Origin of the sequence: Dyadobacter frigoris, from assembly GCF_005280585.1 — a bacterium.
Lineage (GTDB): Bacteria > Bacteroidota > Bacteroidia > Cytophagales > Spirosomataceae > Dyadobacter > Dyadobacter frigoris.
Genome location: NZ_SZVO01000015.1, coordinates 107,130 through 132,674 on the forward strand (window position 1 = coordinate 107,130; position 25,545 = coordinate 132,674).

The following is a 25,545-nucleotide window of genomic DNA, read 5'->3' on the forward strand; positions in this document are numbered from 1 at the left end:
TGATCCGCCGGCCGAATAAAATCGTACCGGCGGATTTTATATTTTAAGCCCAACAGTTAAATAAGCCGTTCTTCCGTCACTTGGAATGATACCCGGGCCCGGGAATCCTAATGCTCTTCTGGTAAAGTATTTTTCGTTTAAAACATTGTTAACGCTCAGACTGAAATTAACATTTTTCAATTGGTAATTGGCCGTCCAGTCGACAAGTTTATAAGCCGGAATTTCTCCAACCAAACCATCCGCCGTATGTGACGAATTGTACGCATCCGTAAATTGCTGGCTCGTATATGCCATTTGAAGTGTTGTTCCAAAACGATTTTTTCGGTAGGTAATTCCGCCGCGTGTGATCATTTTCGGAGCGAATTCAACCTGGCGACCAACAATCAAAGTATTTAGCAATGGATTAATCGCTTTGGTGTAAGCCGCATCCGTATAAGCTACACTGGCAAATAATGACAAATCTCCGGTAGATTCCGGTTTACCGGTCAGTCTAAAAAAATTAATTTCACCAAAAGCTTCCACGCCGCGACTTCTGGAACGGCCCACATTGGTACGGTAACGAATTACTTCCAAACCGTCATCACTGGCAATTCTGATAATCCCGATACGATTATTGTAATCCAGATAATAAGCACTTAAATCAAAATTCAGCCAGTTTTTATATTGACCTCTGAAACCAAGATCCGCATTAAATCCGGTCACATCTTTCAGATTTGGGTCAACCTGAAAATTAGGTGTACGAACCTGAATATCAGAATAGTTAACCGGACTGTAATTTTGTGAAATGTTGAAATAAATTTCTGATTTTGGAGTGATCGCATGATTAACACCAATACCAAACAAAGGAAACGAACGGGTTTTCTTTTCTCTCCCCTGGACAATTTCATTGGTAACAGAAGAAACACTGTAACCTCTGGAATTTGTATTGATATATTCCATTCTGAAACCGGGTGTGACACTCCATTTTTCATTCAGCCAGATCACATTTTCAACAAAAAACGCGGCGTTGTGAGAAGGAAAAGTATAATCAAATTCATCCACTTTATCAGGTGTCGGGAAATTAAAATTAGCATCTTTTCCTTCAAAACCTGAACCTTGTTTTTTCTGTGTATGCCCCTGGAAATAACGTGCACCTGCCAGAAATGAGGATACTTTACCTGCTATCTTGTAACGATGCAAAAACCGGAATTCTGAACCCCAGTTGTTGTAATGGTCGTAAGAAAGCTGACGTCGCGCAGTTGTATCTGTCTTGTCACGCAATGGATTTATGATATTTCCAATGGAACCGCGTTGTGCGATCAAACCATAAGTTCTCAGATTTATTTTTGTTTTTTCGCCAAGCTGATAATCCACATGCACAGCAGGAATATTCCATTTTGCTTTAAACCAGTTACCGTTCCGATAACTCGCTCTTGGATTTTCCGCGAATTCGGCGTCGGTCAAACCACCCGGTTGTTTCATCAGATAATCCATCATGGTAATTTCTCCGCCGATTTTGAGCTTTGACGTAAGATCCCAGGTTACGGCTGCATAACCGGTGTTCAAATTAAAATTGGTATTATTCCGCCAGCCGTTGCCTTGTTTGTGCTGATAAAAACCATAATAATTTAATTTCCCAACCTGTCCGCCGATGGCGTTGAAAGAATTAAAAAGTCCATAGGCACCAACGGTTTGGCGAGTATCCAATTCAATCTTTTTATCCGGATTTCCCTTTTTAAACTGAAAATTAAGTAATCCTCCAAACTGGGTTCCGTATTGCAAAGAAGCCGCGCCGCGTACAATTTCTATCCTGCTAATTGCCTCAGTTGGCGGCGTGTAATAGCTTTCAGGATAACCAATTGGATCGGCAGAAATATCGTAACCATTTTGGCGGGAATTGAATTCAGTGGTGCGGTTTGGGTTTAAACCACGGGTTGCTACACCAAGCTGAATACCATAAGAATCGTTTTCAACAATATTAACACCCGGAACTTTCGCATAAATCTGTCGCGCATTGTTTGTCGCCAAATTGGCATTAACACCATCCAGAACGATTACTTCATTTTTCTTTCCGGCATAAATCGCCATATTCTCAACATCTGCAAGTCGCCTTAATCCATTGACATCATTTTTTTTATCTTTTACATCAACCGTATTAAGTTGGCGGATTAAGGGTTTCAATGTAAAATTCAAAGTCATTTCTTTTGAAATCTTCACGGCTTCTGTAAGCGTTGCAAATCCAACTGCTGAAATTTCAAAAGTGTATTTTCCTGGTTTTACTGAAAAAGTGTAAATACCTGAAGAATCCGCAACCGTGCCGATTTCCAGACTTTTTATTTGAATCTGAGCGTTTGGAATACCTACGCCGTCAGAAGAAGAAACTTTTCCTGAAACCGTTATATTTTGAGCTGAGAGCGTAATATTAACAGCAAAAAGGAACGTGGCAAGTAATAAAATAAATGATTTTTTTAACACTTTTCTCTTGATAAAATATATAATCAAAATTGAATAATTTTGTGATTATTGCTTCCAGTCCGTAATCCAGGTTTTCGGAGCAAAACTATCCTTTTCTTTTGTTAAATCGACGTCTGGATTGATCAGCAAATTACTTTCATGGCCATTTACTGACGCATAACAAACCGCCCGGATTTCTGTATCACCAACACCTGAATCCAGATAATACTGATGCAGCATATGTGCAAATTGCAGAATCATATCCGGCTGAAAACTGCATTGTCTAGCCTGAATTCTGGTCAAATATTTGTTTGGTCTTACCGTAAATTGTTTGCCAGTCCCTTTAACCTTTACCTCATATTCAAGCGAAGCATTTTTTTCCATCAGCATAATATTCCAGGAAAACCGAAATCCTTGTTCATGCCAAAGTACATTTCCCCCATACAACCGGCTGCGAAAAGGCATGATAAGCTGAAAGCAAAAAAACAGGAATGAAAATGCCAAGGTTTTGTAATAACTGACATTCGGGGCTGGAATGGCTATTGAAAGTTGTTTCCATCTTCCAAATAAAAAATCCAGTACTTTCTGATGCAATTTTGCCGGAAAGAAAATGAGCGCTGTAAAAATCATCATCCACGGAAACATACCGATGTAAAATAAAAAATGCGTCAGCAAATGAAAGATTACTATCACGGCATACATATAAATTCTCGTCCTTTTGAAACTCAAAAAAAATGGGGCGCTCAGATCAAAAAACAATGCAAACCAGCTAAGTGAAAAAGCTACCCAGGTTTCCGTTAACAAAGACCCGATCACTGGAAAATTTTGATTGGCCGATAACCAGATACGGAGCGGTTGTGCTTCAAAAAGCCAGTCATAACGAAGTTTGGCAATACCTCCAAAAAAATAAACGATACCAACCTGAACACGTAAAACCCAGATCATCCAATAAGGAATTTTATCCAAACGGCTGGATTTAATAATATAATTATCCAGAGAATATGAACCGTTCATCGGTAGCAAACACATCAACAGAGCCAATAAACTTACCTGATAATAATGGTTGAGATACACACTTTTATCCAGCAGTTCAACATACGTAAAAACCAGAAAAAAAGCGATTATCGAAAACCGGTAAAACAGCCCGAAAGTGATCAGCAGCGAGAGCGCAACAAGTGCATAAAAAACCCAATGCATATAAGGATCCGGCAGCGGACGCACCCACTCAAATCCATAGAAGGAAAAAAAGAACTGCGGCGTAACATAAAAATCCGTAACCCACCCCTTCCAAATAAACCTTACCTCCGAAACAAAAAGCAGCAGCCCGAAAACAATCCGAAAGAAAGCAAGCGACTCACTCCCGGCAAATTCCTTCCCTTTCCGAATTGTTTTATTAACTAAACTCATTAACCCTTAACCATTAATAATTAACAATTAATCGCCGTCATTATCACTAAAAGTCAGCAATACACCTAGGTTATTGATCATATCCACCTCCATCATCACCTGTAATCTTTTTACTTCGTCATAGGCAGCACTCACGGCGGCTTGCTGCGTAGTTAAGCCAGTACCAAGAGGAACCGTTATCAGATCAAGTTTTGCTTTCACAACCGCAAACTGATCTTTTATCCTTTTGCTCAATAAAACATCTCCGGATTTCGCACCTGCTGCGTCCAGAATATCATCAATTCCGGATCCATCACTCCCATTCAAACTTTTTCCGGTAAAAGCATTTTCCAATGATTGCAATTCTGCTTTCATCAAAGTTAAAGAAGCCTTACTAAATTTTGCATCAACAAGATCCGGCTGCGGTGTCCCGTTCGTTCTTTTTCCAAGAGGCGCGCCAATGCGTTCATCTTTGATCGTATAAATCAGGTCGATCATTTTGTTGGAAAGAATACCAAGGGACGAATTGATATCATTTCCATCCGCAGCGATAAATGTTTTTACATAATTTCCACCATCCGCTTTCCATTTTGTAGCAACAGTAGCCGCCTGATTTTGCAGATTTAAAGCAAGTGCTTTCAAATAAGCAATTCTTTGCGCGCCATTCGCGCCTGTATATCCACCAATTACAGCAGTATTTCCACTTGCACTGAAAAGCATGTATTCAATGGCTGGAATTCCTTTCAAAGTTGCACCCAGACTTTCGATGTAAGCATTATCTATCGTCGTAGCCGTTTGCGTAATTGCCTTTTCAATTCCGGTATAATTTGTCGTTGTAAAATAAATTCCTGACGATAGAAAATCATTTTCAATTGGCCCCTGGGTAAATAAAGAAGCCGTTTTCCAGGCAGTCGCCGTTCCGATCCACGCTGTTTGAAGGGCTGTTAATTTGGTTTCGTTTTTTGTGTCGGCAGCATAATCACTCGCCGCTTTTGCCAGACTTTGCGAACTGGTTGAAAATGCTTCAAAAGATGGAACAATGACATTGTTTCCAAGATTGGTAAGCATCGCCACACGATCTGAGGTAGAAGATGGATCGGGACTATCCTTAGAAGAACATGCTACGATTATAGCCGCTGCAAACAGGAAATAAAATATTTTCTTAAACATATTCTTTGGGTCTTACTATAAAGAATCAATAAATTTTAACACGGCATCACGGTCAGATTTCGCGAATTTCATAAAAGCTTGTTTAGACTTTTCCGCTTCTCCGCCATGCCACAAAATCGCTTCTTCTGCATTCCTGGCCCGTCCGTCGTGCAGGTAATTCGTATGTTTGTTAACCGTTTTTACAAGGCCAATTCCCCAAAGAGGAGATGTGCGCCATTCCGTCCCGGTTGCTTCATAATCAGGCCGGTTATCAGCAAGGCCGTCACCCAGGTCATGCAGCAGCAAATCGGTATAAGGCCGGATCGTTTGTGCCGAAAGGTAAGTCGGAGAATCAGATTTCCCGGTAGTCATTTTTGGAATATGGCAGCCACTACAATTTGCTTTGATAAAAAGTGCTTTTCCACTTATAACCTGCTGATCAGTCAGACTTCTTCTGCCGGGAACGGCCAGCGCTTTGATATAAAATACAACATCCTGAAATATATTATCCTCAACTTCTGGTGAACCACCATTTGGCAAACTACCATATTTTGCTTTTTGTGCAGTCGTCAAACCTTCCGTGATAAATAAGGTGGATGTTATTCCTAAATCACCGTTAAAAGCAGAAGCCGTTTGTTGTTCAACCGTCGACTGATTGGCTTTCCATCCGAAACGTCCCATTACTTTTTTCCGGGTTTTATAATCCCAGACATAGTTGGGTCGGCCAGAAATCCCGTCTCCGTTTGCATCATTGGGATCTGCGAAAGACTGAATGGTAGCTTCTGTAACCGCTTCCAGATGACCAACACCTGACATTTGTGTCGAAATCCTTGGTGAAACCAAAGTACCCGTCATCGGTCCGTATTTCAGATTTGAAAAAATATAAGTTGGTTTTCTTAAAGAATAGGCAGTTCCGTCGGGATATGTACCAGGGATTTCCTGATACGTTACAGAAACGTCCCCTTCTGCTTCCACACCGATAATTGCTCTGGGATTAAATTGTTCACCATAATTCGGATCAAAAAGCGGCTCACCATGTTCTCCTTTTCCCGGAATTGACAAACGGAAAAGTAAGGATTGCGTTATGGTTTGATCAGCATTTAGCGGTGCTCCTTTTCCATCCTGAAAATGACAGGCAGAACAGGAAGTTGCATTAAAAAGCGGTCCCAGCCCGTCTCTTGCAGATGTTGAGGACGGGGCCGTTACCCAGTTATTTCTGTTGAAAGAATTTCCGATCACGAATTGATCAACTTCATCCGAAGTAAGGCTGATCAGGGAATTACCAAAAGCATTGGCTGTCTGGTCAAAAACAGTACCTTCCTTACCACCCGAGTATGCTTCATCCACGTCTGTTTCGACTTCGGATTCTACTTTGGGAGAACTGCATTGGCTAAAAACGACAAGACTCAATATCCATAATGAATGGAAAACTAAGTTTTTGAGTGTTGCACTCACTTTAATAACAATTGTTCATGGTGGCGAAATTGAAGAAATTATTTAATTACTTTCCGGAATTGTCAAACTGATTCCGATAGCCTGGGCAGCCACCGACAATTGATCCGCCTGTGTTCGCAAAGCGGTAATAGCTGCTTTAAATGAATCCGGACTTGTCGTAACGGATTGATCAACAGGTGCAGGAATTGCATTGATTGCCGCTACTGATGCATCCAGCTTCGCGATCATCGTTGTATTCACAGAAGCGTTTTTTGCCAAAACCAGATCATTTAATCCCGGTCCATCAAGAACTGTCCCGTCTGTTTTGGTATATTTTCCCAGATAAACATTATAAATACCTGTCTCATCATAAATAAAATCGTTTTTTGTATTATCAGAAAAACAAGAATGCTCGTCTTCCTGATCTTTTGAAGCAAGCAAAACCGTCATACGTTCTCCTGAAAGTTCGCCTTTGGTCAGTTTTCCCATTCCGTTAAAAATGTTGATCAACGACTGCTCAACATTAGCCGCAGCTGTAAAATCCTTACGGTAAGCACCGGTAGTTTCCCATTGTGCACTCACAGATTGCAGATCTTTAACCAATAAATCTGTTACGATTTTAAGATACTGACCTCTTCTAACCTGATTACTTGCACTCCCGCCAGTAACATAATCCGTGTACGGACGTTTTCCTGGACTGTCTTTGTATAAGTCCTGCCCCCATAGTAAAAATTCTATCGCATGGTAGCCAACTTTCACATCCGTTTCGCCGTTTTTCTCATTATCCGATAAAAGGACAGCTTCTGTAATTGTCGGATATGCAGTCAAATTGTTAATAACACCCGCCTTTGCATCGTCAACGACATAGTCAATATAAGCTTCGTCCAACGGCCAGGCGTTAATTAAACCTTCATAATTATCAGCAGCTGCATCGATCGGGCCATCATAAAAACGGAATGTTTCGGTTTGCAAATAAGGAACCCGGCTATTTAGCCATGCCGTTTTACAATCTTCTAATCCTTTTCCCGTTGGCGCTGCGAGGAATGCATTTACCTGTGTTTGTAATATTTTTGCAGTGGTAATTGCATCAGTATAGTTTGCAAGAACAAGACTTGCATAATTTTCAACAACCTGCTGGCGTAATGGATCAACACTGTTTACATCATCATCAGACGAATCACATCCTGAAATCAATGCTAACATTATTACCGGAAGAATAAATTTTTTCATGCGTATCTTTCTTTGGTGGACATTATGGCTTCATTCGCAAAGGTAAACATTAAAGTTATTTAGACTTGTTATAATTAAAATTTAATCGGATTTTAATCAGGCTTTTAACTATGATTGTTGTCATGATTGTACACAGAAAATGAACTTTGTTATCTTTGGCTAAATAATTAATACTTATCAAATGCTGAATCTAAAAGGAATACACCATATCGCGATCATCGCTTCCGACTACGAAAAGTCGAAGAGCTTTTATACAGAAGTCTTAGGATTTACTATTGACCGTGAAGTTAACCGCGCGGAAAGACAGTCCTTTAAACTGGATCTGTCTTTAAATGGTCAATATTGTATCGAATTATTTTCATTCCCCGAACCACCAAAACGACCGTCACGACCGGAAGCGACTGGCTTGCGCCATCTGGCATTTCAGGTTGAAAATATTGAAGAAGCCATTGAAGAACTTGTAAAAAAAGATGTGCATCCGGAACCAATAAGGATTGATGAATTTACCGGCAAAAAATTTACTTTTTTTGCTGATCCTGATGATCTGCCGATAGAACTCTACGAAGTATAACATTCCAATTTTTGCAAGAAAAGCCCTGAAATGTAAACGCGATTTACATTTCAGGGCTTTTTGATTTTCGGGTAACTGTGACCTGAAAACGCTAACCGCGTCTATTGTTCAGAAAACAATAATCACGCTTTTCAACAAAACACTATACACACATGAAAAAGTACGCAGCAGAATTTATCGGGACATTCTGGTTGGTTTTAGGTGGTTGCGGAAGTGCCGCTTTGGCAGCGGCATTTCCCCACGTCGGAATTGGTTTACTTGGCGTTTCGTTTGCTTTTGGGTTAACGGTATTGACAATTGCTTATTCATTGGGACACATTTCGGGAGCACACCTTAACCCGGCAGTTTCCGTTGGACTCTGGATCGGCGGCAGATTTTCCGGTAAAGATCTATTGCCATACATAGCGGCACAGATTCTTGGCGGACTTGCAGCTGCAACAGTTTTGTCATTCATCATAACTGGTAACGGAAGTACGATCGGAGATTTTGCAGCCAATGGCTACGGTGAACATTCTCCCGGCAAATACAGCATAGAGGCAGCTCTGGTTACAGAAATCGTTATGACTTTTATGTTCCTTATTATTATTCTTGGAGCAACCGACAAAAAAGCGTCGGGCGGATTTGCCGGTCTTGCAATTGGTTTGGCGTTAACGTTGATTCACCTGATCAGTATTCCGGTTACCAACACTTCGGTCAATCCGGCAAGAAGTATCAGCCAGGCAATATTTGTAGGCGGATGGGCAACAGAGCAACTTTGGTTATTTATCGTAGCACCGGTGGTTGGCGCAGCATTAGCAGGAATTGTTTACAAATTCCTGTCGAGCGAAGATTAATCAGGCCGTAACGGGGCGCTTCAAGTCCTTTATTATTACAATTTCCTGCTTGGACAGGATTTCATAAAACTCAGAAATCCTGTCCAGGTGCTCATCGACAACCCGTCTGGTTTCCAAATCTCTATCCAGATATTTATAAAGTGACCTGTAAGACTGCAAAACTTTGCCTTCCGTCTTTTTCAGATATCCCGCTACTTCTTCCTTCCCTTCAAGATCATGAAGCACGGAAATGGTGTTCAAATTAACCTCTTCATTATTGACAAGATCTTTGTCTGTCAGGAAACATTTGAAGTAATCATAAATCCAATGAATTTCCTTTTGAAAGAGTAAGGCACTAAAATGTCCTTGCGTAAGCATTCTCCTCAGCGGGCCCATGCTATCTTTCTTCAATGCTTCAAGATAAAGGACTTCTCTGATTTTTTGTTCGCTCCATAAAGAGCTTATTTTCAGAACGAACTCATGTAATTTGGAATCTTCCATAGCAGTTGCTGAAACAGGTGAAGGTATTCTATAACCTGCACAAATTCTATGCCCAGCGGTTACAAAATGAGCACAAAAACTGATATTATTCTTTAAACCATATAGATTAGATTTATTTTCATAAAAGACAGAAATTACATGTAATTTCATGTCCTTTCCTCATCATAATTTGTAGCAGATTTACACTGTTTTGTGATGTGGGAATTGGGTAATTCCACAGCCCAAAATAGGCGTTCATACCAGTATTATTTTTATACTCGTTTTAAAGAGCCTAACTTTGGGCAAATACAATAATTAGAACTTATAAAAGTTAGATTAAAATTTATGTGGAGATGAATAATCTCTGATTTACGAATTGTGTACACGTATGTTGAAATACCCAATAATAATTTCTCTGCTTTCCGCAGTTATATTTAATTCCTGTAAGACCTCAGCTCCTAAAACCCAAGTAGTTTCTGAAACGCCTGCGCTCATACAAATTGGAAATGAAAAGTTCTCTGCAACTGATTTTTTGGATTCTTACAACAAAAATAAATTTGCCTCTGACTCTGTTAAAGAATTAACAACCGAGGAATATTTGCCAGTATACAGAGATCAAAAGATTAAAATGCTGGCGGCACAGAGCGAAGGACTGGATACGACGAATGATTATAAGGAAGAGATCAATTCTTATTATGATCAACTGGCTAAAAACTTTTTGGTCGATAAGGCGCTGGTTGAAAAACTAGCAACAGAAGCTTATGCGAGAATGAAACAGGAAGTTAAAGCTTCTCATATTTTGATAGCAGTTTCGGAAGATGCTTCCCCGAAAGATACCTTAGATGCCTACAATGCGGCATTAGCCCTACGCGGACGGTTGGAAGAAGGTTCTGATTTTGGAGATATGGCTGCACGTTTTTCAAAAGATCCTTCGGCTTCTCAAAATAAAGGTGACTTAGGTTATTTTACCGTTTTTCAAACCGTTTACCCATTTGAAACTGCTGCCTACTCGTTACCGGTTGGAAAATTATCCTACCCTATCCGTAGTAAAACGGGTTATCATCTCATTAAAGTGAATGACCGCCGGGCAAGCCGCGGAACTGTGAGAATTGCTCACATCATGGTGAAAGTGGATAAAAAAGCCACCGAAGCGCAAAAAGCAGCAGCCAAAATTAAAATAGACGATGCTTATAAAAAATTACAAAACGGCCATGAATGGGATGCCATAGCAGAAGCTTATTCTGATGATAAGCAATCCAGCAAAAATCATGGTTTTCTGCCTCCTTTTGGGACAGGACAAATGGTACCGGAAGTTGAGGAAACTTCATTTGCGCTGACGAAACTGAATTCTTATGCTGCACCAGTTTTGTCTTCTTATGGCTGGCATATTATTCGACTGATTGAGAAAAAAAATCTGGAGCCATATAGCGTTTTGGCTCCTACTTTGAGACAAAAAGTAGTAACAGATTCCAGAGGGAAAGTTTTGGATCAGGCTACGGCAAAACGTCTTCGCTCAAAATATGCTATTCAGGAATTTGCAGATAAATATGCATTGTTTAATTCATTAATCGACAGCACGCTGATTTCCGGTTCCTGGGATTATATGAAAGCTGTGTCAACAGATTGGGTTTCTAATCCATTATTCACGATTGAAAAAAGGCCATACGAGGCACTTTCTTTTTTGAATTATATCAAAACGCAACAAAAACCACGACCGAAAGGCTCTTCTCCGGAAGTTATTTTCAAACATTATTATACTGATTATTTAACTGATCGTCTTTTCGCTTACGAAAAAGAACATCTGGAAGAAACTTATCCGGAATTTAAAAGCCAGATCACTGAAATCCGTCAGGGCGTTTTGCTTGATCAGTTAACGGAAGAAAATGTTTTACAACGTTCTCTAACTGATTCCACCGGACAGCAGGCTTATTATCAAAAAAACACAGATCATTTCCGTTATCCGGAACGTGCTTTTGGAACGATCGTAACGGCTCCTGATACTGCGACACTTCACGCCATAAAAAAAGCAATCGCAAAAAGTCCATATTTACTGGAACGGAAAGCAAATGAATTGATTTTCAAAGAAGGTTCCAGCGATTTGACGCAGGATCAGATTGACAAACTATATGATGTGTTTGTAATCCTTCAAAAAAATCCGGATTATGTTGTTGAAATTGCCGGATATCGTTCTTCCACCGAAGCGGAAACGATTTCGTCTGACAGAATAAGAAAAGCGGTCCAATATTTAAGCTCAAAAAACATATCCATTATCAGGATTCTTGAAAAAGATTATGGATCTTTTCGTCAATCTGCCGAAATCGAGCGTAATAGAAGAATAAGTTTCCAGTTTTATAGTCAGTCCAAAAAAGATGTGGAGAAAGTCTATAATTCTGTGACGCCCGATGCCGTTATTATCCAGGAAGGATATTTCCAGAAAAATAATGCTTTACTTAGTCAGGCCAAATGGGAAACCGGTGAACAAACCGTGACCGCCAATGGTTTAACCTATTGGATTGAGATTCAAAAAATTGAGCCGGCAAGAGTAAAAACATTCGCCGAAGCACGTGGAAGTGTCATCAATGAATATCAAAAAGTTCTGGAAAAACAGTGGCTTGAAAAGCTTCAGCAAAAATTTCCGGTGAAAGTGAATCAACAAGAATTAGAAAAAATTAAGCGTTAAACGTAAATTAGCATTTTGAAAACCGGTTGCCATTAATTTTTTAACTAACCGGATTAAAATAAGCCCTACTATTTCAACTCAGGAACACTTAAAATTATATGAAAATAAATAGATTGATAGTAATGCAATGTTTTGCAATCTGCACATTGTGTTTAAGTCTGGCAGGTTACGGACAAGGACAGCAGGGTGTTATGATTGACAAGATTATTGCCCGTGTGGATAACCATTATATCCTCAATTCCGAGCTGGAAGAAATGTATGGCAGCTATGCACAGAATGGTCAGAAAGCACCGGAAAAATGTCAGATCCTGGAATCTCTGATCATCAACAAAATGCTTTTGGCAAAAGCTGAAATTGACTCCGTAACTGTTGAAGATAAGGATGTTGACAATGAGCTTGATGGAAAAATGAACTACATGATCCAGCGTTTCGGATCAGAAAAAAACCTGATTGAAGCTTACGGAAAAAGTGTAGAAAACTTGAAAACCGAACTTCGTACGCAGGTAAAAGAGCAGAAAGTAGTTGAGAAAATGCAGCGTACCATTTCCGGTAATGTGAAAATTACTCCAAGTGATGTACGTAAATTCTTCAATGCAATTCCAAAAGACAGTTTACCATATATCCCCTCAGAAGTTGAAATCGGACATATTGTTCGTTTGGGAACGGTAACAAGGGAACAAAAAGATAAATTAAAAAACCAGCTTCTCGAACTGAGAGCGCGAGCAGAAAAAGGCGAAGATTTCGCTATGCTCGCTACCATATATTCTGAGGATGTTGGATCTGCAAAAAATGGCGGGGATTTAGGTTTTGCCAAACGTGGTGCGATGGTTCCGGAATTTGAAGGAACGGCCTTAGGTTTGAAACCGGGCGAAATGTCAAATATCGTGGAATCTCAATTTGGTTTTCACTTAATCAAACTGGTTGAAACCCGTGGTGCAGAATATCACGCGCGCCACATTCTTTTGAGACCTGATTATAACAAAGGAACGGACATGAGCAGTGCGCTTCGTGTGCTTGACAGCTTGCGTATTCTTATCAAATCGGATACCTTGAAATTTGCAAAAGCGGCCCTCAACAATTCAGAAGATAAAGAAACAGCAGAAACGGGTGGAATTATCCAGGACAGAAATACGCAGCTTGGACGTTTGACGTTGGATGCTTCCATGGATCCCGCTCTTTATTTTGCTATTGATACAATGAAAGTTGGAGATTTGAGCATTCCGGTTTCTTACCGTACAGAAGATGGAAGAAGCGCGATGCGTATTCTTTGGTACAAAAGCAGATCTGAACCGCATACAGCAAACCTTCGCGATGACTACGAGAAAATTTCCCAGATCGTATTGAGCAATAAAAGAAATCATGCGCTGGAAGAATGGTTCAAAAAAGCACAGGGTGATGTTTTCATCAGTGTTGAACCGGAATATAAAAATTGTAAAATCCTCGGGTTATCCAACGGCAGCGATACCTGAGTTCGAAGCATACCGATTGAAGAAATTTAAGATTCCCCAAAATTGAAAATTGACTCACTGTGAATTATAAATCTGACGTTGAAGCAGCCGAGGCTATGAAAGTGGCCTATGAAAAAATCCGTAGTGAAATAGGACAAGTGATCGTCGGACAAGATGAAGTTATTAAAAGATTACTTACAGCCATTTTTTGTCAGGGACATTGTTTGCTGGTCGGCGTACCAGGATTGGCCAAAACACTGCTTATTCAAACCATCGCTTCATCGCTGGATTTAAAATTCAACCGGATTCAGTTTACACCGGATTTAATGCCTTCGGATATTCTGGGATCTGAAACTTTGGATCAGAACCGTAATTTCAAATTTATTCAGGGACCGATTTTTTCAAATATCATTCTGGCGGACGAAATAAACCGTACGCCTCCCAAAACACAGTCGGCGCTTTTGGAAGCGATGCAGGAATACTCGGTAACGATCGCCGGACAAAGACATGCTTTATCCCGTCCGTTTTTTGTACTGGCTACACAAAACCCGATTGAGCAGGAAGGAACTTATCCACTTCCGGAAGCGCAATTAGACCGGTTCATGTTTATGATCCAGCTCGATTATCCGTCGTATGCAGAAGAAGTTAATATCGTAAAAAATACGACTAACGATTCAAAATACCAGGTTAAGGAAGTAATCACAGCAGAGGAAATCATGGATTTCCAGCATCTTGTTCGCCGTGTTCCGGTTACCGATCATGTAATTGAATATGCTGTAAAACTGGTTCATAAAACCAGACCATCTTCTGCTTTGGCAATAAAAGATACAAGCGATTATCTGGAATGGGGCGCGGGGCCACGAGCTTCGCAGGCCTTGATTCTGGCATCGAAATGTAATGCATTACTTTCAGGAAAATATTCTCCTGATATTGAAGATGTAAAGGCAGTTGCACTTCCGGTTCTGCGTCACCGGATTATCCGAAACTTCAAAGCAGAGGCCGAAGGAATATCAGTTGATGATATCATTGCCCGTCTTCTTTAATCGAAAAAGGAATTAAATTTATACAAAATTGCGTTGATCTGTATAGGATATCAACGCAATTTTTTGCTTTTACGGATATCCGTTTATTTAAATCTTCAACATCAAAACCATAATTTCAACCATGACCATTCAAGGAGAAAATTATATAGGTTATTCACTCTCATCTCAAAACGAGCATACCTTTAAATCCTACGTTCCCGCTCAAAATATAGAATTGCCGGAAACATTTCACACCGCTACTCCCGATGAAGTAGCGCAAACCATGGAACTTGCTCAAAAAGCTTTCAATGAATATTCACTAATTCCGGCTGCCAGAAGAGCCGATTTTTTGATTGCGATAACAGAAGAAATCATGGCTATCGGCGACCCGCTACTGGAAAGAGCAAATCTGGAAACCGGATTGCCGATTGCCCGTTTGCAGGGTGAAAGAGCGCGTACAATTAACCAGCTTACACAATTTGCCGATCTGATCCGCGAAGGTTCCTGGGTTGAAGCCAGCATTGATACGGCTATTCCCGACCGCACGCCGGTTCCAAAATCCGATTTGCGTAAAATGCTCATTCCTATCGGGCCGGTGATTGTTTTTGGTTCGAGTAATTTTCCTTTTGCTTATTCCGTCGCCGGCGTTGATACGGGCCCCGCATTGGCGGCAGGAAATCCGGTTGTGGTGAAAGCCCACGCAGCACATCCTGGCGTTAGTGATCTTACAGCGCAGGCGATTGTGAAGGCTGCGAAAAGGACCGGAATGCCTGATGGCGTTTTTTCCATGTTGTATGATGATGGTTACGAAGTCGGGGCTGCTTTGGTAAAACATCCGGCCAGTAAGGCTGTTGGTTTCACGGGTTCGATAAAAGGCGGAATGGCACTGCATAAATTGGCTCAGGAACGCGAAGAACCGATTTCTGTTTTTGCTGAAATGGGAAGCGTTAATCCGGTCGTTATTTTGCCGGAATATCTGGAAAAGAATTCTCCGCAGCTTGCCAAAACTATGGCTGGTTCGGTGACATTAGGTGCAGGACAATTTTGTACAAATCCCGGATTGGTATTCGTTATTGAATCCGGTTCGTTGAATTTATTTGAAGAATCTTATAAAAACGAGATTTTAAAAACAGTTTCTGCGACTATGCTCACCGCCGGTATCCGTTCCAATTTTTATAAATTAAGGGACGAATTGGTGCAGCAGGACGGTGTTACCGAACTTGCTTATTCTGACCTGACGGAAGAACAGGAAAATCAATCGCAGGCCTCGGTAGCGAAAGTGAGCGGCGTTGATTTTATTGCTAATCCTAAAATTCATGAAGAAGTTTTCGGGCCATTTTCTTTACTCGTTGTTTGTAAGGATAAAGCTGGATTACTGGCTGCTGTTTCGCATTTGAAAGGCCAGTTGACTGCCTCATTAATGGCTGATGCAGATGAGGCTTCACGGTATCCGGAATTACTCCAAAGTCTTTCAAAAATCTGTGGACGTTTCATTATGAATGGCGTTCCGACCGGCGTGGAAGTTTGCCCTTCGATGCATCATGGCGGGCCGTTTCCTTCGGCAACCGATGCAAGATTTACTTCTGTTGGCCGACATTCCATTCTTCGTTTTGTTCGTCCGCAATCATTCCAGGACTGGGATGATTCCCTACTTCCGGTTGAATTGAAAAATGCCAATCCGCTTGGAATTTTCAGGCTGGTGAATAACGAAACCACGAAACGCGGGATATAAACCTTAACTTTAAAAGCTTCCGAAGAAAATCTCTGGAAGCTTTTAAAGTTGTTTTTTCAAAATAAAACCATGATTTCAATAAAAACCAAAACCTTTCATATTCTTAATGGTGATGCATTACTGGACAATTTCCCTTCCGAATTGCTAACCGGCGAAATCATTATTGCAAGAGAATGTCTGATTGACGGGCCTGTCGGTGGAGCAACACCGGAACAATTCTGGGAAACCCGGGCAGGTTTTATTCAGGAAACTTACGGTGAAGAAAAAGAAGCTTATTTTGAAGAGGTGGTTACTGAGTTTGAAAAAATAAAAGCAATTCCTGCTAATTCAGAAGTAAACTTTTGGTTTGAAGACGACTTATTTTGTCAGGTTAATTTCTGGTTTTGTGTATCATTGTTGATGCCCGTCGCTCATGCGATTAAAGTGTTTGTGATCAAACCGCCACTAATTGATCAGCAACCTGACTGGCGCGGATTTGGTCCCATGGATCGTCATACTTTGGCGGAAGCTTATCTAAACAAACAGGAACTTTCACCGGCTGATTTGAGCCTGCTGGCTAATCTTTGGGATGCCTACAAAAATGATAACCGTGAAAAGTTCGGAGAACTGGTATTAGTCAAATCAGAAAATTTTCCTTTTCTAAATCAGGTTATTCAGGCTCAGCTTGATCGGAAAGATAATCGTCCCGAAAATGTTTTGAAACAGATTATGACGGAAAAAGAAACGACTGATTTTAAAACGATTTTTCAGGAATTTGGCAAACGGGAAGGGATTTATGGATTTGGTGATTGGCAGGTTGAAAAACTTTTGGAAAAGATAAAGTGAGACTCACTTATTCAGGATATCCGACTTCAACCAAAAATAAACCTTCCGCAGGGGCTTGTGCTCCTGCCTTACTCCTATCCTGAACCTGAATAATTTTCTCAAAATCAACGATATTTTTTTTACCAGTTCCAACTTCCAGAAGCGTTCCGACCAAAGCACGAACCATTCCCCGAAGAAAGCGATTTGATTTTATACTGAAAATAAGAATCCCATCTTTTTCAAACCAGCGGGCTTCCGAAATGTCGCAAAGAAAATTATTTACGCTCGTATGAATCTTGCTGAAACTTTCAAAATTCTTGTATTTCAAAAGCAACTCGGCCGCTTCATTCATCCGCTGAATGTCAAGCGGTTTATGAAAAATATGTGATTCATTGATCAAAAAAGGATTTTTTCTTCTGATAATCCGATATTCATAACGCCGGTGTGTTGCATCAAAACGGGAATGAGCCGTTTCTTCAACCTGAAAAACACGATGAACGGCAACATCAAAAGGCAATAAGCTGTTAAGGCGGTAAGTTAATAAATCACAATCCTTAACAGGTTGGTTACTATCAAAATGCGCATACTGTTGTTCCGCGTGTACACCAGTATCAGTACGACTGCTGCCGACACTTTCAATCGTTTCCCTGAGAATAAGCGTAAGTGCTTCATCCAGTTTTTGCTGTACAGAAATAGCATTGTTTTGCTTCTGCCAGCCGCTGTAATTTGTCCCTTTGTAGCTGAATTCAATAAAATAGCGCATAGCGCAAAAGTAAGAGAAAGTAGTGAATTTACCTTTTTGAGATTGAAAGTAAAGAATTAATAAAGCGTAGAATCACGCACGGATTTGTACTTTTTTGTGTTGATAAAGATTCAGAATATTCTAAAAACTACTTTGTCAATATAAATTTGGCAACAGAATGCTGAATTAAAGACAGATTTCACGCAAAGAACACAAATTATTTCGAGGTTGACGTGAAGAACATTAACTTTGACAATTGAAATATATTTCCAGTACTGTATGATTACGGAAGAGAAAAAAGAAGAGAAGAGCCTGAATTTTATTGAAGAGATCATTGAGGCGGACCTGCAAGCGGGTAAGTACAAGGAAATTGTAACCCGTTTCCCTCCTGAGCCGAACGGATATCTTCATATCGGGCATGCTTCAAGTATTTGTCTGAATTTTGGATTGACAAAAAAATTTCCGGGCTATACCAACCTGCGATTTGACGATACAAATCCAACAACAGAGGACACCGAATATGTTGAAAGTATTAAAAATGATATTCGCTGGATGGGTTTTGAATGGCAGAACGAACTTTACGCTTCTGACTATTTCGATACATTATACGATTATGCTGTAAGGCTGATCAATATGAATCTGGCTTATGTTGACGATTCCACTTCCGAGGAAATTGCTACCTTGAAGGGAACACCAACAGAACCTGGAAAAAATAGTCCGTTCCGTGACCGTACGATTGAAGAAAATCTGGCTCTTTTTGAACAGATGAAAAATGGTGATTTCCCGGATGGAAGTCACACACTTCGTGCGAAAATTGATATGGCGCATCAAAATATGCTGATGCGTGATCCGATTTTATACCGTATCAAACATGCACATCATCACCGGACAGGCAACAAATGGTGCATTTATCCGATGTACGATTTTGCCCACGGACAAAGTGATTCTATTGAAAACATCACGCACTCACTGTGTACGATGGAATTTATTCCTCACCGTGAGTTGTACGACTGGCTGATTGAAAAGCTGGAAATATATCCGTCACATCAATATGAATTTGCTCGTCGTAATCTGAATTATACGGTAACTAGCAAAAGAAAATTGTTGCAACTTGTTCAGGATGGCCACGTAAATGGCTGGGACGATCCGCGTATGCCAACCATCAGCGGTTTACGCAGAAGAGGTTACACACCGGCTAGTATCCGCGAATTCTGTGACCGTATCGGTGTAGCACGTCGTGAAAATATGATCGATGTAGGTTTGCTGGAATTTTGTGTGCGTGAAGATTTGAACAAAACTTCATTACGCAGAATGGTCGTTCTTGATCCTTTGAAACTGGTGATCACCAATTTCCCTGAAGATCTTTCTGAAACCTGCATTACTGAAAATAATCCGGAAGATATCGCGACAGGCATGCGTGAGATTCTTTTTACCAAAGAGATTTTCATAGAGCGTGAGGATTTTATGGAAGTTCCGTCTAAAAAATATTTCAGATTGGCACCCGGCAAAATGGTCCGTCTGAAAGGCGCTTACATCATTCAGGCTGATTCTGTTGTGAAAGACGAAAATGGCGAGGTTACCGAAGTTCATTGTACGTATGTTGAAAACAGCAAAAGCGGACAGGATACTACGGGAATTAATGTTAAAGGAACTTTGCACTGGGTTTCTGCCAAACATGGTATTCCGGTTGAAGTTCGTTTGTATGACCGTTTGTTTTCTGTTGAAAATGTTGCGTCGGAAGAAGGTGATTTCAAAGAATATATGAACCCGGATTCATTAAATATTATTACGGGATATGCTGAACCGTCATTAGCAGAGGCGCAACCAGGTGAATCATTCCAGTTTTTAAGAAAAGGTTATTTCGCTGCTGATCCGGATGGAACGGCTGAAAAGCCTGTTTTTAATCGTACGGTAACTTTGCGTGATAACTGGGCGAAGGCTGGGGAAAAGTAGATAACTGCTGGCTGTTGGCCATTAGCTTTTCTGCAAATAAAGCTGGCTTGGTTAGCATACCGAAACGCATTAAAATTAAAACATTAGTAAATTGTAGTTTTCAATCCCGAAGGGATGTTATTATTATAGAAATTGAGAAACAAAATACGCTCCAAAACCCCGAAGGGGTGAAATATCACCCCTTCGGGGTTTTGGAAATTCTAAAATTTCACTTCTCCTATAATAATATCAGTCCTTCGGAGTTAAAATATTTTCATGCCTCTACCTGGCTTGGTTAGAGATTTAGAAGAATTTATATATCCACTTCGTTTGAAAACGTCGTTTGCTTGAAAAAGTGAACGACGTTTTTTTTGCTGATCCTGACAAATACTATTCCGTACAAAAATCACCAAAGAATAATTCTTCCCAACCCTGATTAAATTTCAATTAAACACTCCATATAATTAGATTGGTTTTAAATAATACTTGCAATGCTAAAACTTACGATTTATCTTTGTAACAGATTTCAAGGTCATATAAATATCAGTTGCAGTGAATAACCCGAATGAATTGTTCAGTACCTCCAAAGGTTTTAGCTTTCAGTGTGATAAAAGTTCAAGAATTGTAATTCATTTTGGAGAGATGATCGCTTCATTTCGTATCCAGGATTTTTTGAACTTCCGTCGTTTGGTTAACAATATTGATATAAAAAGCAGATTATTTGACCTTTCTGATGAATCTGATTTTGAATTTGTTGAAGCTCCCCAACTTAATATCAATCAGAAACTTACCCTTTGCGAACTGATCCAGCTAAGAGAACTTGTGAACGGAACGCACTTCGCAATTGAACTTAATTCTCTTCTTCATACAATTCTTTACGTAGAACAAGAATTAGTCTAAATAGCTGACGCCCTTCATATTAGACCAATTCCAAATTTATAGCTTCGTCTTGTTATGCCGAACTTTCCTTTGATATTTGTGCTTATTACTTCAAAAGATAAACACGAATACCATGAGAGATCTACTTAGAGCCCGCACTTCTTTAAAAGAAGAGATAGAAATATTATTAAACAACCAGGTTAAGATGGAAGCAGAAGCATCAGCTAAATATTTGGCTATGGCTTCATGGTGCGACCGTAACGGTTACAGAAACAGCGCTGCATATTTCCTTAAACAATCCGACGAAGAACGCGGACATATGTTGAAAATTTTCAACTACATCATGACTGTTGGCGGAACTGCGGTTTCTCCTGAAGTTCCTGCCGTAAAACAAGAATTTGCTTCATTCAGAAGTGTATTTGAAGCGGCTCTTCAAAGCGAAATTAATGTGACACAATCAATCAACCGTATTGTAACACAAACACGTCGCGAAGAAGATTATGCTACTGAAACTTTTATGCAGTGGTTTGTAAACGAACAAATTGAAGAAGAAGACAACGCTCGTCGCGCTATCGAACTTTTTGATGTGATCGGTGAAGAAGGAACTGGTCGCTACCACATCGACAAAGCAGTTTTGAAATTGACATCAGAAAACTAGAATTATAAAAAATAAGCTTATTCAAATAGCCGCATCTTCACGATGCGGCTATTTTTTTGTTTCAAGATTTATAATTCAGTTAAAATTTGGAATTCAATTGTATACAATTTAATTTTACACAATTAATAATGAGACATGGAACTTCTAAAATTATCTAATCAGCTTTGTTTTCCGCTTTATGCTTTATCCAGGAAAATAACCAGCCACTATTTGCCTCTTCTCGAAAAAATCGGACTGACTTATCCTCAATATCTGGTTATGATGGTCCTTTGGGAGGAAGATTCCGTTTCTGTAAAAGAACTTGGACATAAACTTATGCTTGATTCCGGCACGCTTTCTCCTTTATTGAAAAAACTGGAAGACCGCGAACTGGTTATTCGTAAAAGACTTAAAGAAGACGAACGTGTTGTGATTATTACATTGACAGAATCGGGAGAACAATTAAAAGAAAGTGCTTCCCTGATTCCGGAACAGATAAAATGCAGTCTTGAACTTACGGATAAAGAAATGCGTGAAATGAAAACGCTGGCCACTGGTCTGCTTGAAAAGATCAACCAAATTGAAAAAGTACATAGTAATTAATTGAATAACCCACTAAAAACCAAATCAAAATGATCAACGCAATATATACCGCCACAGCAACAGCCACCGGCGGAAGAAATGGAAAAGTAACTTCATCTGACGGAGTTTTGGATCTGGAAGTTCGTATCCCAAAAGAAATGGGCGGTGCAAATAATGATTATACCAATCCGGAACAATTATTCGCCGCAGGGTATGCAGCTTGTTTTGACAGTGCTTTAAGTTTGATCATCAAGCGCAATAAAGTGACAACGAGAATGACAACGGTTACTGCACATGTAGGAATCGGCAAAGACGAAGCAGAAGGTTTTGGCTTGGTCGTTACCCTTGAAGCTAATATTCCTGGTGTTGAACAATCGGTTGCTGACGATCTTATTGCACAAGCACATCAGGTGTGTCCGTATTCAAACGCAACACGCGGAAACGTTGAAGTGACGCTTAAAACGACAACAAACGAATTGGCAGCTCAATAGAAATGTAAATTCTGTGGTATAAAAAAACCGTTTGCACGTTGCATACGGTTTTTTTGTTATGTTCTAATTTGAGATTTATTTCTTCGGAAGCAATGAATACACTTCCACATCCAGAAATTTTCCTTCAAAATAAGTATACTCTTTAAAGTAAGCCTCCTTCACAAATCCATGTTTTAACACCAGATCCGAAGATGCTTTATTATCCGGATGAATCATCGCTTCAATGCTGTGAAAGTGTAATTCTTCAAATCCGAATTTCAAAACTTTCTCCAAAGCTTCATTCATGTATCCTTTGTACCAATAACCCGGATCAAGAGAATAACCCACTTCACCTCTGTAATTTTCCTTATTAATTCTTGGATAACCAACCGTCCCGATCATCTGACCCGAATCTTTCAGCGTGATTGCCCACGAAATACTGATTCTTTGTTCATACAAATACTGATAATTCTTAACCAGATCTTCTGCCTGAATTTTCAAATAAAGCAATGGTCTTGCGATATATTGCATAACCTCTTTTTTGCTCCGCTGATGAAAAATATCACTTACAAAATCCATTGAAATCGCTTTCAATTTTAGCCGTTCAGTTTCAAGAACGGGGAAGGTATCGAAATTAAATGTGAGCATGGAAAATTACCAGTTCATGTAAATTTATAGTTTAAGGTACATAATAAAAGCATCAACATAGCCAAGTCTCAGGTGATTAAAACCATCAGGAATCGTCCCGATAATTTCAAAACCAAATTTTTGCCAAAGTTTAACGGCAACTTTATTGGTACTCACAACCAGATTGAACTGCATGGCCAAAAAGCCAAATTTGCGCGCTTCCATAAGTGAATGCTCGCAAAGCAGATTTCCGATTCCTCTTCCCTGCGCCTTCGGATGTACCATGTACGAAGCGTTTGCAATATGTGATCCCAGATCAATCTGGTTGGGTTTGATAATATAAGTACCCAGAATCTCTCCGTTTTCTTCCAAAACATAGGTGTCCATATAAGGCGAAAACCAGTGTTTGTCCAGATCTTCTTTTGCTGTATCGGGAGCAAAGACATAAGTATCACCCGTTTGAATTACCGCTGTAAATATTTCCCACACCTCATGACGGTCCTGATCAATTGCCTTTCTGATATTCATAAAATCAATTCAATTAATGTTAAAAGTACTGTAAGCTGACTTACTTTTCAGCTACAACAATCAAGCCACAGGCTTATACGTATAAACCGTGTATGGATAAATCCTATTGGCCACGAAGCGCGAAATAAGACAGGCGATCAATATAGGTATAAATAGAATGTAATTATCTGCAATGGCACAAACCAGGAAAATGGAAGTCAGCGGTGCGTGAATACTTCCGCTTAAAACAGCAGCCATTCCAATCACAATAAAATTGAGTGGAATAAGATTAAGATGAAAAAAATGATTGAGCGTCATTGCTGTAATCAAACCCAGAAATGCGCCAATAAATAAGCTGGGAGCAAAAACGCCGCCGTCACCACCCACACCAAGTGTCACAGAGGTGGCTATTGGTTTTAAAAACATGACAAATAAAAGTGGTAAAAGCAGAAGAAGATCAGTGGGCTGTGAAATAATGGTCAGGTTTTTGATTCCGGCATAACCTTCACCATATAAACTTGGGAAGAAAAAAATCATAGTCGAAATTATCAGCGACCCCGCCATAATTTTGACGTAATCATTTTTAATAGAACCAAAGAAGTTTTTGAAAAACAAGACACTTTTGGTTAGCAAGACAGAATTGAACCCGGCCAGGATCCCTAATAATATAAAATAAGGCAAAGCTTCTTTGTGCCAGATGGTTACGTGGAAATCAAAAACCTGTTTGTAGAAAAAATATTTTGTCAACAAAAAAGACGTCATGATTGCGGTTGTAACGGCTGCAATATGTGTCTTTTTTCTTCGGCTCGTGAAAACCTCAAATGCAAACATAAACCCTGCAATGGGTGCATTGAACAACGCGGTTACACCGGCGGCAAGTCCGGCACAGATTAGATCCGTCCGGTATTTATTCAGGTTATCAATTTTATGACTGGATAATGCTCCGATAGATGCAGTAGCGACAACTGTGGAAACTTCAATTCCTGTCGATCCTCCAAAAATGACGGTAAGCAATCCATTAAAATAATGCGAAGGAATTTTGTATGCGGGCAAAGTTTTTCCATTTCTAACAATGGAATCCATGACTTCCTTTATTCCCTTGTTAGGCTTGTTTCGAAAAAGAAAATGCCGCAAAATATGAATTGTCGTAAAACCAATCAGAGGCAAAAAGAAAATAAGATATTGATTTTCACCAAGCCGGTGCAGAAAATCATGTTCATAATGTTCTGTGATCACTTTTAAGGTATCCGCTATCAAAGCTGCAAAAACACCGATTATTGCCGCTGCACCCAATACTGTAATTGTCCTTTTTGCTTTTTTTTGACGATAAGGAGATATAACACTTGTATTCATATTGTTGATTTGTAAAACTAAAATACCCGTCCTGAGAATCTAACGGTATCTTCTTTTGTGAACTTTATACCAATGTTTATTGATTGGATATTTTCTGTGAGATGTCATATTATTAACGACCAAAGCAACGAGCAATAATATAATCACTCCAGATAAAACCGGACTTAATACATACAAATATCCAAGACTGGTCACTTTTTCGGAGCCTATATTTGCAATAAGTGCCGTGGCACCACCAGGTGGGTGCAGCGTTTTGGTGATCTGCATCATCACAATGGAAAGGGAAACGGCAAAAGCAGAAGATAGCCAGATTTCATTTGGAATGATATAGTGGACTGTAACACCAACCAATGCACAAATAACGTGTCCGCCAACAAGATTTCTAGGCTGGGCCAAAGGGCTATTAACTATTCCATAAATTAAAACGGAGGAAGCACCGAAGGAGCCAATCAGAAAAAGGTTATCTACAGGTGTAAAACTTTTCTGATTCAAAAAGCCAATTAAACCAATGCCGGTAAAAGAACCTACAAATGTCCAGAAATGATCTTTGAAATCGATCAGTGTTTCCTTGTAAATAACATAGCGGGCTATTCTGGCCTGCTTTCTTAAATGCTTTCTCAAAACAAATATAATTA

At 39.8% G+C, this 25,545-nt stretch carries 22 protein-coding genes and 1 pseudogene; 12 read left to right on the top strand and 11 right to left on the bottom strand.

Annotation, left to right across the window (positions count from 1 at the left end; translation table 11 throughout):
* Nucleotides 1–36 precede the first annotated feature (36 nt).
* Genes FDK13_RS26765 through FDK13_RS26785 form a run of 5 tightly spaced genes read right to left on the bottom strand, consistent with a single transcriptional unit; the run spans nt 37 to nt 7,632 of the window.
* A complete protein-coding gene (locus FDK13_RS26765; RefSeq protein WP_170982926.1) occupies nt 37–2,481 on the bottom strand; it encodes a TonB-dependent receptor in 2,445 nt (814 codons plus the stop codon).
* Between the two features lie 18 nt (nt 2,482–2,499).
* Nucleotides 2,500–3,840 (bottom strand): HTTM domain-containing protein, encoded by a 1,341-nt coding sequence (locus tag FDK13_RS26770; RefSeq protein ID WP_137343092.1) that lies wholly within the window; start codon nt 3,838–3,840, stop codon nt 2,500–2,502.
* Between the two features lie 27 nt (nt 3,841–3,867).
* Entirely contained in the window at nt 3,868–4,989 is a 1,122-nt protein-coding gene (locus FDK13_RS26775; RefSeq protein WP_137343093.1) for an imelysin family protein, read from the bottom strand.
* A 15-nt stretch (nt 4,990–5,004) separates the two neighbouring features.
* Complete coding sequence (locus FDK13_RS26780) at nt 5,005–6,423, bottom strand: di-heme oxidoreductase family protein (protein WP_170982927.1); 1,419 nt, start codon at nt 6,421–6,423, stop codon at nt 5,005–5,007.
* Nucleotides 6,424–6,465: 42 nt separating this feature from the next.
* Entirely contained in the window at nt 6,466–7,632 is a 1,167-nt protein-coding gene (locus FDK13_RS26785) for an imelysin family protein (RefSeq protein WP_137343094.1), read from the bottom strand.
* Nucleotides 7,633–7,813: 181 nt separating this feature from the next.
* Between FDK13_RS26785 and gloA2 the strand changes: the two genes are divergently transcribed.
* Together gloA2 and aqpZ are read left to right on the top strand one after the other, a co-directional pair.
* On the top strand, nt 7,814–8,203 hold the full coding sequence (gloA2, locus tag FDK13_RS26790; RefSeq protein ID WP_137343095.1) for an SMU1112c/YaeR family gloxylase I-like metalloprotein: 390 nt from the start codon (nt 7,814–7,816) through the stop codon (nt 8,201–8,203).
* 149 nt (nt 8,204–8,352) lie between these two features.
* Nucleotides 8,353–9,036 (top strand): annotated as a pseudogene (aqpZ, locus tag FDK13_RS26795) (aquaporin Z); the annotation flags it as partial.
* Here the strand turns inward: aqpZ and FDK13_RS26800 are convergent.
* Nucleotides 9,037–9,666 carry a hypothetical protein gene (locus FDK13_RS26800; protein WP_229216227.1) on the bottom strand — a complete coding sequence of 210 codons (630 nt, stop codon included), beginning with the start codon at nt 9,664–9,666 and terminating at the stop codon, nt 9,037–9,039. It abuts the pseudogene before it with no gap.
* A 217-nt stretch (nt 9,667–9,883) separates the two neighbouring features.
* On the opposite strand from FDK13_RS26800, the gene FDK13_RS26805 reads away from it, so the two are divergent.
* From FDK13_RS26805 to FDK13_RS26825, 5 genes are all read left to right on the top strand, one after another.
* Nucleotides 9,884–12,175: a peptidylprolyl isomerase gene (locus tag FDK13_RS26805; RefSeq protein ID WP_137343097.1), complete on the top strand. Its 2,292-nt coding sequence runs from the start codon at nt 9,884–9,886 to the stop codon at nt 12,173–12,175.
* 98 nt (nt 12,176–12,273) lie between these two features.
* Nucleotides 12,274–13,644 carry a peptidylprolyl isomerase gene (locus FDK13_RS26810; protein WP_137343098.1) on the top strand — a complete coding sequence of 457 codons (1,371 nt, stop codon included), beginning with the start codon at nt 12,274–12,276 and terminating at the stop codon, nt 13,642–13,644.
* A gap of 59 nt (nt 13,645–13,703) precedes the next feature.
* Nucleotides 13,704–14,666: an AAA family ATPase gene (locus tag FDK13_RS26815; RefSeq protein WP_137343099.1), complete on the top strand. Its 963-nt coding sequence runs from the start codon at nt 13,704–13,706 to the stop codon at nt 14,664–14,666.
* Nucleotides 14,667–14,787: 121 nt separating this feature from the next.
* Entirely contained in the window at nt 14,788–16,377 is a 1,590-nt protein-coding gene (locus FDK13_RS26820; RefSeq protein ID WP_137343100.1) for an aldehyde dehydrogenase (NADP(+)), read from the top strand.
* 69 nt (nt 16,378–16,446) lie between these two features.
* Complete coding sequence (locus FDK13_RS26825) at nt 16,447–17,202, top strand: DUF1835 domain-containing protein (protein ID WP_137343101.1); 756 nt, start codon at nt 16,447–16,449, stop codon at nt 17,200–17,202.
* Between the two features lie 7 nt (nt 17,203–17,209).
* Here the strand turns inward: FDK13_RS26825 and truA are convergent, their stop codons facing one another.
* A complete protein-coding gene (gene truA, locus FDK13_RS26830) occupies nt 17,210–17,944 on the bottom strand; it encodes a tRNA pseudouridine(38-40) synthase TruA (RefSeq protein WP_137343102.1) in 735 nt (244 codons plus the stop codon).
* A gap of 258 nt (nt 17,945–18,202) precedes the next feature.
* On the opposite strand from truA, the gene FDK13_RS26835 reads away from it, so the two are divergent.
* The 5 genes from FDK13_RS26835 to FDK13_RS26855 all read left to right on the top strand — a co-directional run bounded on the left by FDK13_RS26835 (nt 18,203) and on the right by FDK13_RS26855 (nt 22,444).
* Nucleotides 18,203–19,876: a glutamine--tRNA ligase/YqeY domain fusion protein gene (locus FDK13_RS26835; RefSeq protein WP_137343103.1), complete on the top strand. Its 1,674-nt coding sequence runs from the start codon at nt 18,203–18,205 to the stop codon at nt 19,874–19,876.
* Between the two features lie 531 nt (nt 19,877–20,407).
* A complete protein-coding gene (locus FDK13_RS26840; RefSeq protein ID WP_229216228.1) occupies nt 20,408–20,755 on the top strand; it encodes a hypothetical protein in 348 nt (115 codons plus the stop codon).
* Nucleotides 20,756–20,867: 112 nt separating this feature from the next.
* Nucleotides 20,868–21,392 (top strand): ferritin, encoded by a 525-nt coding sequence (locus FDK13_RS26845; protein ID WP_137343105.1) that lies wholly within the window; start codon nt 20,868–20,870, stop codon nt 21,390–21,392.
* A 135-nt stretch (nt 21,393–21,527) separates the two neighbouring features.
* Nucleotides 21,528–21,974, top strand: coding sequence for a MarR family winged helix-turn-helix transcriptional regulator (locus FDK13_RS26850; protein ID WP_137343106.1), 447 nt, complete (start codon nt 21,528–21,530; stop codon nt 21,972–21,974).
* A gap of 29 nt (nt 21,975–22,003) precedes the next feature.
* The gene (locus tag FDK13_RS26855) at nt 22,004–22,444 is read left to right on the top strand and encodes an organic hydroperoxide resistance protein (RefSeq protein WP_285545097.1); all 441 of its coding nucleotides are present in this window, start codon (nt 22,004–22,006) and stop codon (nt 22,442–22,444) included.
* Between the two features lie 75 nt (nt 22,445–22,519).
* Here the strand turns inward: FDK13_RS26855 and FDK13_RS26860 are convergent, their stop codons facing one another.
* Genes FDK13_RS26860 through FDK13_RS26875 form a run of 4 tightly spaced genes read right to left on the bottom strand, consistent with a single transcriptional unit; the run spans nt 22,520 to nt 25,531 of the window.
* Complete coding sequence (locus FDK13_RS26860; RefSeq protein ID WP_137343107.1) at nt 22,520–23,071, bottom strand: GNAT family N-acetyltransferase; 552 nt, start codon at nt 23,069–23,071, stop codon at nt 22,520–22,522.
* Nucleotides 23,072–23,095: 24 nt separating this feature from the next.
* Nucleotides 23,096–23,578, bottom strand: a complete 483-nt coding sequence (locus FDK13_RS26865; RefSeq protein WP_137343108.1) for a GNAT family N-acetyltransferase — start codon at nt 23,576–23,578, stop codon at nt 23,096–23,098.
* 60 nt (nt 23,579–23,638) lie between these two features.
* Nucleotides 23,639–24,910 (bottom strand): chloride channel protein, encoded by a 1,272-nt coding sequence (locus FDK13_RS26870; RefSeq protein ID WP_137343109.1) that lies wholly within the window; start codon nt 24,908–24,910, stop codon nt 23,639–23,641.
* Nucleotides 24,911–24,949: 39 nt separating this feature from the next.
* Nucleotides 24,950–25,531: an HPP family protein gene (locus FDK13_RS26875; protein WP_229216229.1), complete on the bottom strand. Its 582-nt coding sequence runs from the start codon at nt 25,529–25,531 to the stop codon at nt 24,950–24,952.
* Between the last annotated feature and the right edge of the window lie 14 nt (nt 25,532–25,545).

Coding starts and splice junctions, on each gene's coding strand:
- FDK13_RS26770 (WP_137343092.1), bottom strand. CDS start 3,840: ATGAGTTTAGTTAATAAAACAATTCGGAAAGGGAAGGAATTTGCCGGG.
- FDK13_RS26775 (WP_137343093.1), bottom strand. CDS start 4,989: ATGTTTAAGAAAATATTTTATTTCCTGTTTGCAGCGGCTATAATCGTA.
- FDK13_RS26785 (WP_137343094.1), bottom strand. CDS start 7,632: ATGAAAAAATTTATTCTTCCGGTAATAATGTTAGCATTGATTTCAGGA.
- gloA2 (WP_137343095.1), top strand. CDS start 7,814: ATGCTGAATCTAAAAGGAATACACCATATCGCGATCATCGCTTCCGAC.
- FDK13_RS26800 (WP_229216227.1), bottom strand. CDS start 9,666: ATGAAATTACATGTAATTTCTGTCTTTTATGAAAATAAATCTAATCTA.
- FDK13_RS26805 (WP_137343097.1), top strand. CDS start 9,884: ATGTTGAAATACCCAATAATAATTTCTCTGCTTTCCGCAGTTATATTT.
- FDK13_RS26810 (WP_137343098.1), top strand. CDS start 12,274: ATGAAAATAAATAGATTGATAGTAATGCAATGTTTTGCAATCTGCACA.
- FDK13_RS26820 (WP_137343100.1), top strand. CDS start 14,788: ATGACCATTCAAGGAGAAAATTATATAGGTTATTCACTCTCATCTCAA.
- FDK13_RS26825 (WP_137343101.1), top strand. CDS start 16,447: ATGATTTCAATAAAAACCAAAACCTTTCATATTCTTAATGGTGATGCA.
- truA (WP_137343102.1), bottom strand. CDS start 17,944: ATGCGCTATTTTATTGAATTCAGCTACAAAGGGACAAATTACAGCGGC.
- FDK13_RS26835 (WP_137343103.1), top strand. CDS start 18,203: ATGATTACGGAAGAGAAAAAAGAAGAGAAGAGCCTGAATTTTATTGAA.
- FDK13_RS26845 (WP_137343105.1), top strand. CDS start 20,868: ATGAGAGATCTACTTAGAGCCCGCACTTCTTTAAAAGAAGAGATAGAA.
- FDK13_RS26850 (WP_137343106.1), top strand. CDS start 21,528: ATGGAACTTCTAAAATTATCTAATCAGCTTTGTTTTCCGCTTTATGCT.
- FDK13_RS26855 (WP_285545097.1), top strand. CDS start 22,004: ATGATCAACGCAATATATACCGCCACAGCAACAGCCACCGGCGGAAGA.
- FDK13_RS26860 (WP_137343107.1), bottom strand. CDS start 23,071: ATGCTCACATTTAATTTCGATACCTTCCCCGTTCTTGAAACTGAACGG.
- FDK13_RS26865 (WP_137343108.1), bottom strand. CDS start 23,578: ATGAATATCAGAAAGGCAATTGATCAGGACCGTCATGAGGTGTGGGAA.
- FDK13_RS26870 (WP_137343109.1), bottom strand. CDS start 24,910: ATGAATACAAGTGTTATATCTCCTTATCGTCAAAAAAAAGCAAAAAGG.